Genomic DNA, 11333 nt, shown 5'->3' on the forward strand with positions numbered 1-11333 from the left:
GCCCTCCTCATGTCTGCCCGCGGGCCGGGCGGTGCGTGGGCCGGGCCTCCAGCTGCGGCAGCCGGCCCAGCTTGCCGCGGTGCCAGGGGCCGGCGCCGGGGCTCGGCTCGGCCCGGAACGTGAGCCCCATCTCCTCGCACAGGAACTGGGCGGCGAAACGGCCCGCCGACGCCGTCCGGATGAGGCCCCCGCCGCCGACCCACTGGCCGGTCATGGAGAAGCCGCTGAGGCCCGGCAGCCGCATGCGGTCCCGGTTGACCAGCTTCTTCGCCAGGTCCTCCGCGGGGGTGAAGGACTTCCAGCCGAGGATGGAGCCCCGGTGGTTGCCCGTGTACCGCTGCATGGTGGCCGGTGAGGCCACGTCGATCACCTCGATGCGCTCGCCGATGCCCGGGTGGTGCCGCTCCAGGAACATCCGGACGAACTCGGCGACCTGCAGTTTCCGCGCCCGGTACGCCCGGCGGTCGGTATGGCGCAGGGTCTGCCAGTACGCGAAGTCGCTGAAGTAGGTGCAGTGCAGGACCGATCTGCCGGGCGGCGCGAAGGACTCGCAGTAGCGCGAGCGCACCTGCACCACCAGGCTGTCCTGTCGCACGGCCGGCAGGGCGGCGCTGTCCCGCGGCGGCAGCAGATAGGTGGTGCTGTGCGGTACGGCGGCGTCCACGTCACCGGCCAGGCCCACGAACGCGGAGACCACGCCCGGGTAGACGAGCTCCGGCTCGTGCAGCATCTCGGTGTAGAGCCGGTCGACGGTCGGGCCGGTGTAACGCCCGCCCAGCAGGCCGTAGATCGTGGTGTGGCCGTCGCAGGCCGAGACGATGTGGTCGGCGTACCTGCGGGTGCCGTCCCTGAGCTCGACGCCGATCGCGCGGTCCCGCTCGACGAGGATGCGCTCCACGCGGGTGCGGTAGTCGATCCGTCCGCCCAGCGAGGTGTACCGCTCCTCGACGGAGCGCGACAGGCCGAGTGAACCGCCCTGTGGGAAACCGGCGTTGCCGTGGTAGGCGCCGGCCATGTTGAACAGGTACGGCAGCAGCGGGAAGACCTCGTGGTCCTGGAAGAAGATGAAGGGGAAGGCGCGGCGCAGCAGCGGGTCCTGGAGCCTTCCGCAGAACGTCTCCATGCTGGTGGCCGCCGTGCGCCAGAACAGCGGGAAGGCGGGCAGGACGGTGCGGAGCAGGCCGAGCCGCTCGCGTGCCGTCCGCAGCGGCGGCGGGGTGAGGAACGGGTACAGGTTGATGTCGAGGAACCGCCGCAGGTCGCGGCAGAAGGAGCGGATCGGCCGGGCGTCGGCGGGCGAGAGGTCCAGCAGGTGCCGCTCCAGCCGGTCGGGGTCGTTGTAGAAGGTCACCGAGCGGCCGTCCGCACCGACCACCGTGTTGAACGACTCGAAGTTGGTGACGGTCTTGCCGTCGAGGGCCCCGAGTTCGCGCCAGATCCGTGCGGCGTCGTTGTCCGTGCCGGTGCCGATGAGCCACTCGATGCAGTAGTCGAAGAGGTAGCCGTCCCGGGCCCAGGCGGTACAGCACCCGCCGGGCAGCACGTGCTTCTCGAGGATGCGGGTCCGTGCCCCGCTCATCTGCGCGTAGCAGCCGGTCGACAGACCGCCGACGCCCGCGCCGATGACGAGGACCCGGGGCTTGCCGCCGGGCGCCCGTTCGCGGCTGTACCAGTCCGGCTCGGTGGCGGGTGTCATCCGCTGCGCCTTTCGTACGCGGTGGGGTGCGCGGCCCGGTCTACGGGTGCGCCGGGTACGTGCTGGAGCGGGGGCACGAGGGGCCCGGTCCGGGCTGTTCGCCGGGCACCGGGCCGGGAGGGGCGTCCGGGACGGACCGGGCGCCGGGTGTGCCTCGGTCCGCGTCGGACGTGCATCGGTCCACGTCGGACGTGCCCTGGTCCGCGTCGAAGGTGACGGGCAGTGTGCGGAGGCCGAGCACCATGCCCCCCGTCATCCAGCGCAGTTCGTCCTCGGGGACGGCGAGCCGCAGCCCCGGCAGGCGGCGCAGCACCGTCTCCAGGGACACCTGCAGCTCCATACGGGCCAGGTGGGCCCCGAGGCAGTAGTGCGTGCCCTGACCGAACCCGAGGTGCGGAGGGCCGGACCGGTCCAGGCGCAGTTCCTCGCCGTCGGGGAAGACGGCCGGGTCCCGGTTGGCGGCCGCCGTGGCGACCAGAACCGGGTCGCCGGCCCGGACGAGCACCTCGCCCAGCTCGATGTCCTCGGTGGCGTAGCGGGGCGGGAGGAAGTTGATGAGCTGCACGTAACGCAGCAGCTCCTCGACGGCCGCGGGGATCAGTGCCGGCCGGTCGCGCAGCCGCCGCAGTTCCCCGGGGCGCAGCAGCAGCTGGTGGAAGCAGATGGCGATCTGGTGGCTGACGGTCAGGAACCCCGCCATGAGGAGGTCCCCGGCCAGCGCGAGCATCTCCTTCTCCGTGACTCGGCTGTCCGCCTCCCGGGCGCGCAGGACACAGCTGAAGAGGTCGTCGCGCGGTTCCCTGCGGCGGGCCTCGAAGAGTGCCACAACGTAGGAGACGAACTCCTCGCTCTCCGTCCTGAGTTCGTCGTCCGTCGCGGTGCCGGAGAGTTTGCCCACCGCCCAGTCCCAGAAGCGGCGGTGGTCCTCGTCGGGTACGCCGAGCAGGTTGCACAGCATCGCCGTCGGGAAGGGGATGGCGAACCGGTCCACCAGGTCGACGGGCCCGCCCTCCTCCACCATCCGGTCGAGCAGCCCCTCGGCGAGCTGGTTCGCCCGGTCGCGCAGGCCCGCGATGCGGCGTGCGCTGAGCTCCTTGGACACCAGGCCGCGCACCCGCGTGTGCTCGGGCGGGTCCAGGGAGAACATCCCGCTGACCGCACCGGCCAGGGGATGCGTCCGCGGATGGTCACGGCCCACGGCCTCGGCGACGCTGAAGCGCGGGTCCGACATCACCGTCTTCACGTCGGCGTACCGGGTGGCCAGCCAGGCCTCCTCGCCGTAGGCCATCCGGACCCGGACCAGCGGCCGTTCACGCAGCTCCGCGAAGACCGGGTTGGGCAGCGGTCCGGGGCCGGGCCGGAAGGGATAGGTGAGCGGCTCGGGCGGTGACTCCATGGGGGTACCGGCCTTTCGGGTCGGGCGAGTGGTCGGGAAGGGCGGTCGCGGCAGGTGATCGGGGAGGTGTCCGGCCGGGTGCGCCGGGGACGTCACGGGGCGGTCGTCCCGGTGCCGTTCGAAGCGGTGCCGTTCGAAGCGGTGCCGTTCGGACCGGTGCCGTTCAAAGCGCCGCGCACCAGCTCCGCGTTGCGTTCCAGGTGCGGCGGGAAGAGCATGTCGGCGTGCGCACCGGACCCCTTCCGGACCGTGGTGCCCGTGGTGGAGCTGCCGTGCCAGGCGCCGTCCAGGCCCTCGGCGTACAGCTCCGTCTTCCGTTCGTCGGAGATGACGCTGATGCGGGCCGCGACCGCGCCGAGGTTCGGGGTGCGGGCGCAGAAGGCGATGTACTCCCGCGCCTGCTCCAGCGTCTCCTCGGTCACGGTCCGCGACCCGGTGTGCCGGCGCAGGTGGTCGCCGAGCTCCCGCTCGAAGGCTTCGAGGTGCCCGTCGGTGGGCTCGAAGGTGCCGGAGATGCGGTACGAGTCGAGGATGACCACGTGCGCCACCTCGCGTCCGCGCCGCTCCAGCTCCTTGGCCACCTCGAAGGCGAGGTTGCCGCCGAGCGAGTAGCCGAGGAGGGTGACGGGGCCGTCGTCCTGGAGCGACTCGACGAGATCGGCGTAGCGCTCCAGCCGGTCGTCGCCCGGCCGGTGGTTGAACGCCTCGATCCGGTACTCCGGCAGCGCCGCGGCGAACCCGCGGTAGACCAGGCCGTGGCCGCCGGCCGGCGGGAGGCAGAACAACCGCGGCCCGGCGGCGCCCTCGTTGAACCGCAGACAGGGCTGCGCGCCGGTGAGCCGGCCGGTGACGATGCGCTCCATGGTGGCGGCCATGCCCTGCAAGGTGGTGATCTTGAAGAGGTGGCTGACCGGGACCGGGACACCGAACTCCGCCTCGAGCCGGTGGACGAGCTCGATCAGTCTGATCGAGCTGCCGCCGACGCCGAAGAAGTCGTCCCGCAGGCCCACCCGCTCCAGCCCGAGCACGGCCCGCCACTGCGCGGCCACCCGCACCTCGTGCTCCGTCACCGGCGGGTCCTCGCTCTCGCCGTCGCCGCCGTCGTCGCCGCACCGGGGGGCCGGCAGCCGCGCGAGGTCGACCTTGCCGTTCGGGGACAGCGGCAGCTCGTCCAGTGCGACCAGGTACGACGGGATCATGAAGGTAGGCAGCAGCCCGGCGAGGTGCCGGCGCAGCTCGCGCCGGTCCAGCGCGGCGCCCGCCACGGGGACGCAGTAGGCGCACAGGACGGCCTCGCCCCGCCCGTCCGGGCACACCGTCACCACCGACCGGTCCAGCTCCGGGCGGAGGGCGAGCTGCGCCTCGATCTCCCCCGGTTCGACGCGGTGGCCGCGCACCTTGAGCTGGGAGTCGACGCGGCCGATCAGGTGCACGCCGCCGCCGGAGTCCCAGCGCGCGAGGTCGCCGGTGCGGTACGCCCGTGCGGGCGCCGCGCCGGAAGCCTGCCGCGGCACGGGGGCGGTGAAGCGGTACGCGGTCTCCTCCGGCCGGTCCGCGTAACCGAGCGCCACTCCCCCGCCGCCGATCCACAGTTCGCCCGGCACACCCGGCGGCACCGGCTCGCCGTACCGGTCCAGGATGTAGAGGTCGCAGTTGGGGAAGGGCCGCCCGATCGGCACCATCCGGCTCGGCTCCAGTGTGTCGGCCGGCCCTTCGAAGCAGGTGCTGTCGATGGTCGCCTCGGTGACGCCGTAGGAGTTGACCAGGCGGGTGCTCGGACCGCACAGGCCGCGCAGGCGTTCGTACTCCCCGGCCGTCCAGCTGTCGGAGCCGACGATCAGCAGGCGCATGAAGTCCAGCCGGTCCCCGGTGCGCTCGCAGTGCGCCATCAGAGGGCGGACCACCGCGGGCACGAACTCGGCGCAGTCCACCCGCTCCGACCGCATCGTCGCGTACAGCCGGTCCGTGTGGAACAGCAGCTCGCGCCCGGCCAGCACCAGCGTGCCGCCGGAGCACAGCGCGCGGACCAGGTCGCCGGTGAAGACGTCGAAGGAGGGGTTGGCCAGCTGGAGGTGGACGCGTACGTCGTCCTCGAGGCGGTAGGCAGCGCGCCAGCCGGCGTACACCGAGGCGAGGTTGCGGTGGCTGACCCGGACGGCCTTGGGGCGGCCGGTGGAGCCCGACGTGTGGATCACGTAGGCGGGCGCGTCCCACGCGGGCTCGGCGGCGACGGGCGCGGGCGCTTCGGCGGGTGCGCCGGAGGGAGCCGGCCGGTGTGCCAGCTCCTCCAGTGTCACCACGTCGGCGGCGGCCGGGGCGAGGCGCGCGCGTCCGTCCTCGTCCGCGACGAGGACCAGTGCGGCGCCGGCGCTCCCGGCCAGGTCGGCCAGGCGGTCGTCCGGGTGGCCGGGGTCCAGCGGCAGGTAGGCGCCGCCCGCCCGGAGCACCGCCAGCACGGCGACGACCAGTTCGGGCGACTTCTCCAGGCACAGCGCCACCACGGTGCCCTCGCGCACGCCCCGTTCGCGCAGCCGGTGCGCCGCCTCCCGGGACAGGCGCTCGACCTCGGCGTAGGTCAGGCGCCGTACGGTGCCCGCGTCCGACGGGGCCGACACGGCGACGGCGTCCGGGTGCGTGGCGGCGGCCCGGACGAACAGCTCGTGCACCGGGGCGTCGAGGGGGACGCGGCATCCGGCGCCGCTCCACTCGGTGAGGATGCGCTCGCGCTCCCGGGCGCCGAGCAGGGGCAGCCGGGTGGCCGGACGGTCCGGCGGCGCCTGCGTGAGCGCGTCGAGCAGGTTGACGTAGTGCGAGGCCAGCCGCCGCACGGTGGCCGGGTCGAAGAGGTCGGTGTTGTACTTGAACACGCAGTGGAAGCGGTGCTCGGCCTCGTCCTCGTAGACCGACAGGGTCAGGTCGAACTGCCCCTCCTCCTCCGGTAGTTCGATGTAGTCCAGGCGGTACCCGTACTGCTCGGTGGCGACCGCGTGGGTGAGCAGGATGAACATCGCCTGGAACACCGCCGACCGGCTCGGGTCGTGCGGCAGGCCCAGCTCCTGCACCAGCAGGACGAAGGGGTACTCCTGGTGGTCCAGCCCGCCCAGCACCGTGTCGCGCACCCGCGCCAGCAGTTCCGCGGCCGACGGCTCGCCCGCGAGGCTCACGTACAGCGGCAGCGGGTTGACGAAGTACCCGTAGACCGCGGAGAACTCCTCGTGGGTGCGCCCGGTGACGGGGCTGCCGACGACGATGTCGTCCTGCCCGCTGTAGCGGTGCAGCAGGAGGTAGTAGGCGCTCAGCAGCACCGTGAAGACGGTCACCTGGTGCTCGCGGGCCAGGGCGTGCACCCGGGCGCTGAGCGCCTCGTCCAGCGTGAAGAACTCGGACGCGCCGTGGTGGCTCTGCACGGCGGGACGCGGCCGGTCGGTGGGCAGGGCGAGGACGGGGACCTCGGCCGGGAGGTGGTCCCGCCAGTAGGCGAGCATGCGGCGCGCGTCGGGGTCGGCCAGGAAGCGGTTCTGCCGGTTGAGGAAGTCGAGGTAGCGGGCGGCCGGCGGGGGCAGCACGACGGGGCGGCCGTGCCGCAGCCCCTCGTAGACCGTGAGCAGCTCCTCGATGAAGACGAAGGTGGACACGGCGTCGGAGACGACGTGGTGGACGGCCTTCATGAGCACCCAGCGACCCTCGCCGCGCCGGAAGAGACGGAGGCGGACCAGGGGGTCACGGGCCAGGTCGTACGGCCTGCGGTACTCGCGGATGATCATCCGCCGGACGTCCTCCCACTCCTGGTCCCGTACGTCGAACACCGCGAAGTCCGGTGCGCGGTCGGAGGAGATGCGCTGCACCGGCCGTCCGTCGTCCATGACGACGTTGGCGCGGAGGCTGGGATGACGTTCGACCACGGTGGTGAAGGCGGCGCGCACCAGCTCCGGGTCGAGCTCGACGCGCACCTCGACCGCGCCGCCGATGTTGTAGGCGAACCCGTCCGGGTCGAGCTGCTTGAGGAACCACAGCGCCTGCTGGTTCTGGGTCAGCGGGTACTGCCGGTCGTCGTCGTGCACCTCGACGGCGCTGCGGGGGATGTCGTCCGGATCCGCGGCCAGCAAGCGGTCCAGACCGGCGCGCACCTGCTCCACCAGTTCGGCGACGGACGCGTTGCCCAGCAGCGCGACCACCGGCAGCGCGACGCCCAGACCGGCGTGGATGCGCGAGCGCAGCTCCATCGCGAGCAGCGAGTCCAGGCCCATGGTGCTCAGGGTGTGCGCCGGGTCGACGCCCGGGGCCCGTACCCGCAGCACCTCCGCCACCAGGGCGGTGAACCGCTCGGTGAGCAGCAGCAGGCGCTCCTCCTCGCCGGCCTCCCGGTAGGCGTCGGCGAAGCTCCCGCCCTCCGGGCCCGCGCCCGGGGCCGCCGCGGCGGCCAGCTCGGCGACCAGCGGGGGCGGGGACGGGTACCAGGCGAGGAAGACCCGCCAGTCCTCGACCGTGGCGACCACCAGCTGGGCCCGGTCCTGGCCGATGACCCGTTCGAGCACGGCCATGCCGGCCTCCGGGGAGAGCGAGCTCATGCCCCGGTTCGCCCGGTAGTGCTCGACCAGGCCGAGCTCCTCGATCATGCCGGTGGCCCAGGGGCCCCAGTCGATGCTCAGCGCCGGGAGGCCGAGGGCGCGGCGGTGGTGCGCGAGCGCGTCGAGGAAGGCGTTGCCCGCCGCGTAGTTGGCCTGCCCCGCGGTGGTCAGCAGCGAGGCCACCGAGGCGAACAGCACGAAGTGGTCGAGCGGTTCGTCCAGCAGGAGGCGGTGCAGCAGCCGGCCGCCCACCGCCTTCGGGTCGTACACGGTGTCGAAGACCGCCCGGTCCAGCTCCGGCACCAGGGTGTCCCGGACCTGCCCGGCGAGGTGGAACACACCGCGGACCGCCGGTGCCCCGGCCGCCCGGTGGCCGGCCAGCCACGCCGTCAGGGCGGCCTCGTCGGTGACGTCCAGCGAGGCCACGACCGGGTGCGCGCCGAGTGCCTCCAACTCCTTGACGAAGCGCACCGCGCTGCCGGCCGGGCTGTCGGGGGCGAGGCCGGGCCACCGGGAGCGGCCGGGCAGCGTGGTGCGGCCCATCAGGACCAGCCGGCGGGCGCCCCGCCGGACCAGGGTGCGGCACAGCAGCCGGCCCAGGGCGCCGAACGCACCGGTCACCAGGTAGGTGCCGTCGGCGCGCAACCGCAGGGGCAGCGGGCGGGTGAGCCCGGCCGCGGGCACCAGCCGGCTGGTGCGGCGCAGACCGGGGCGCAGGGCGATCTCGTCCTCGTCGTCGGTCACCATCTCGCGCAGCAGCGCCCCGGCCTCGCGGCGGCGGGCCACGGCGCCGTCCGGCCGGGCCGGGGGCAGGTCGATCAGCTTGCCCCGGTGGGCGGTCAGCTCCTGGTGGCGCAGCACCCGGCCGATCCCCCAGGCGGGGGCGGACAGGGGTTCCACCACGTCCCCGTCGGACACCGCCTGCGCCCCGCGGGTGACGATGTGCAGACGGGCCTCCGGCTGTGCCTGCGGCAGGGTCCGGGCCAGCGCGATCAGCGAGCGGACGCCGGTCGCGGTGTGCCGGTCGCAGGCGTGCCGGTCGGCCGTGTCGAGCGGCGGCGCGTCGAGGTTCCACAGATGCACGACGCTGCCGGGCGGTCCGCCGCGGGCGGCGCGCAGACCGGCGAAGAGGCGTGCGTGGTCCTCGGCGGAGTCCGGGGCGACCGTCCACGGCCCGTTCCCGTCCGCCGCGCGGTATCCGTCGCCGGGGCGCACCAGGTGGCAGCGGCCGCCGGCGGCCGTCACCGCGGCGGCCAGGTCGTCGGCGAGGCCCTGCGCGTCGGCGAACACCAGCCAGTCGTGCGCGGCCCCGGCTCCGGGCGGTGCCTCGTCCGCTGTCACCACCGCTCCTCCGGCCCCGTCCCCGTCGAGCGCCGGCCGGTCCGTCCACGTCACCTCCGTCAGCCAGCCGTCGATCGTCGCCGGGCCGACCGCGGCCGCCGCCTTCTCGATGTCGGCGGCGTGGAAACCGCTGACCCGGCCGAGCGGGGTGCCGTCGTCGGCGTACAGGGCGAGGTCGCCGGCGAGTTGTCCGCCGTCGCACCGGGAGACGGTCGCGTGCACCCACAGGGCGCGGTCGCCGACGGGGTCGATGCGCACTTCGTCGATGGCCAGCGGCAGCACCACGCCGGTGCCCGGGTCCGGCGTGCCGGACCGGCCGTCCGGCAGCCCGGCGGTCAGCAGGACCTGGAAGCAGGCGTCGAGCAGGGCCGGGTGGATGTGGTGGCGGGCGGCGTCGTCACCGATCGGCCCGGTCGGGCGGACCCGGGCCAGCGCCTCGGCGGGGCCGGTCCACACCTCCTCGACGCCCTGGAAGGCGGGCCCGTAGTGGTATCCGAGGGCGGCCAGCGCCGTGTAGCAGGCGGGGCCGTCGAGACGCCGTGTGCTACGTGCCCGGATCGCGTCGGCGTCGAGCGCCCCGTCCGTCCGCCGGCGCTGTCCGGCGCGCAGCACCCCGCTCGCGTGGAGGGAGGGGTCGCGGCCGTCCCCCGGCAGGCTCGCGACGGTGAACGCCGCGTCCTCGGCGGAGACGGACAGCTGGACGGTGGTGGCCCGGTCGCCGGCCAGGAAGAGGGCCTTGCGGAACCGGATGTCGGCCAGGGCCGCTCCGCTGCCCCCGGTCATCGCCCGCACCGCCTGCAGGGCCATCTCCACGTACCCGGCCGCGGGGAACACGGGTTCGCCCTGGATGCGGTGGTCGTCCAGGTACGGTGCCGTCCCGGTGTCGAGTCCGGTCTCCCACGCGGGTTCGGCACGGGCCAGGCGGCGTCCCAGCAGGGGGTGGTCCCGCTCGCCGAGCCGGACCTGCCGCACCGGCGCGGGCTCCGCCCAGTACCGCTCCCGCTTCCACGGGTAGGGCGGCAGCGCCACGGGCCGGCCCGCGGGCTGGAGCACGTCCCAGTCGACGGCGACGCCCATGGTGTGCAGCGCGGCCAGTGACCTCGTGAAGCACTCCTGCTCGTCCTCCTGGCGTCGGATCGACGGCAGCGTCCGGCCCTCGGCGCCCCGGGCGGTGAGGCACTCGCGGATCGCGTGGCCGAGCACGGGGTGCGGGCCGATCTCCAGGAAGACGCGGTGCCCGTCGGCGGCCAGCCGGTCCACCGCCGCGCGGAAGCGCACACCGCCCCGGACGTTGTCCCACCAGTAGCCGGCGTCCAGTTCCGGGCCCTGCACGGTGCCTTCCCGCGCCGTCGTGTGGACCGGCACCCGCGCCGCGCCCGGTTTCAGGCGCGCCAGCGAGGCCAGCAGCTCGTCCCTGATCGGGTCCATCCGGGCGCTGTGGTACGGAACCTCCACATCGAGGAACTTGGCGAAGACCTGACCGGCGCGGAGTTCGGCGGCCAGCGCCTCGAGCGCGTCCCGGTCGCCGGAGAGGGTCACCGTGCCGGGGCTGTTGACGGCCGCCAGCGAGACCAGGTCGCCGTACGGGCGCACCCGGCGCGCGGCCTCGGCCTCGGACAGGTTCGCCGCGAGCATGCCGCCGGTGCCCGCCAGCCGCTGCTGGAGCCGGCTGCGGTGCACCACGACCGAGACCGCGTCCCGGAGGCTGTACACCCCGGCCTCCAGGAACGCGGCGGCCTCGCCGGTACTGTGCCCGACCACGGCGTCGGGGCGCACGCCGTGGGCGCGCCACAGCGCCGCGAGCCCGACCTGTACGGCGAAGTTGGCCGGCTGGGCCAGCCAGGTCTCCCGCATCCTCGACGCGGTCTCGTCCGCGGTGAGTTCGGCGATCAGGGACCAGCCGGTGAGACGCGCGATCTCGTGGTCGCAGCGCTCGACGGCCTCCCGGTAGACCGGCTCGCCGCGGAACAGTTCCCGTCCCATCGCCCACCACTGGGGCCCCATGCCGGTGAACACCCAGACGAGCCGCCGCTCCGGGGCGTCGCGCCGCCGGCCGGTGAGCACCCGGGGATGGTCCTCGCCCTCTACGTACGCCCGCAGTCCGTCCTCCAGCGAGGTACGCGAGGAGTACACGAGGGACAGTCTCGACTCCAGGTGCTGGCGGCGGTGGGCCAGCGTGTGGCCGAGGTCGGACAGCTCCACCGGGGCCTCGCCGGGGGCGGCGCCGGTCAGCTCGCGCAGGATGCCCGCCGCCCGCTCGCGCAGGGCGCCGGGGTCGCGGGCGGTCAGCGGCAGGACGGTCCAGTGCGGCCGCGTCGGCGGTGCGGTCCGG

The 11333-nt window shown here is 74.2% G+C and carries 3 protein-coding genes; all 3 read right to left on the reverse strand.

The features are described 5' to 3' along the window. Positions 1 to 7: 7 nt before the first annotated feature. Positions 8 to 1696 (reverse strand): NAD(P)/FAD-dependent oxidoreductase, encoded by a 1689-nt coding sequence (locus UW392_RS52780; RefSeq protein WP_320782592.1) that lies wholly within the window; start codon positions 1694 to 1696, stop codon positions 8 to 10. Positions 1697 to 1736: 40 nt separating this feature from the next. Further along, complete coding sequence (locus tag UW392_RS52785) at positions 1737 to 3092, reverse strand: cytochrome P450 (RefSeq protein WP_320782593.1); 1356 nt, start codon at positions 3090 to 3092, stop codon at positions 1737 to 1739. 92 nt (positions 3093 to 3184) lie between these two features. Next, the coding region (locus UW392_RS52790; RefSeq protein ID WP_320782594.1) for a non-ribosomal peptide synthetase at positions 3185 to 11333 on the reverse strand (8149 nt) is incomplete at its 5' end.

It is taken from the genome of Streptomyces sp. CRN 30, assembly GCF_034105845.1.

Excerpts from the sequence above, each read along its gene's own strand:
- UW392_RS52780 (WP_320782592.1), bottom strand. The coding sequence starts at position 1,696 with ATGACACCCGCCACCGAGCCGGACTGGTACAGCCGCGAACGGGCGCCC.
- UW392_RS52785 (WP_320782593.1), bottom strand. The coding sequence starts at position 3,092 with ATGGAGTCACCGCCCGAGCCGCTCACCTATCCCTTCCGGCCCGGCCCC.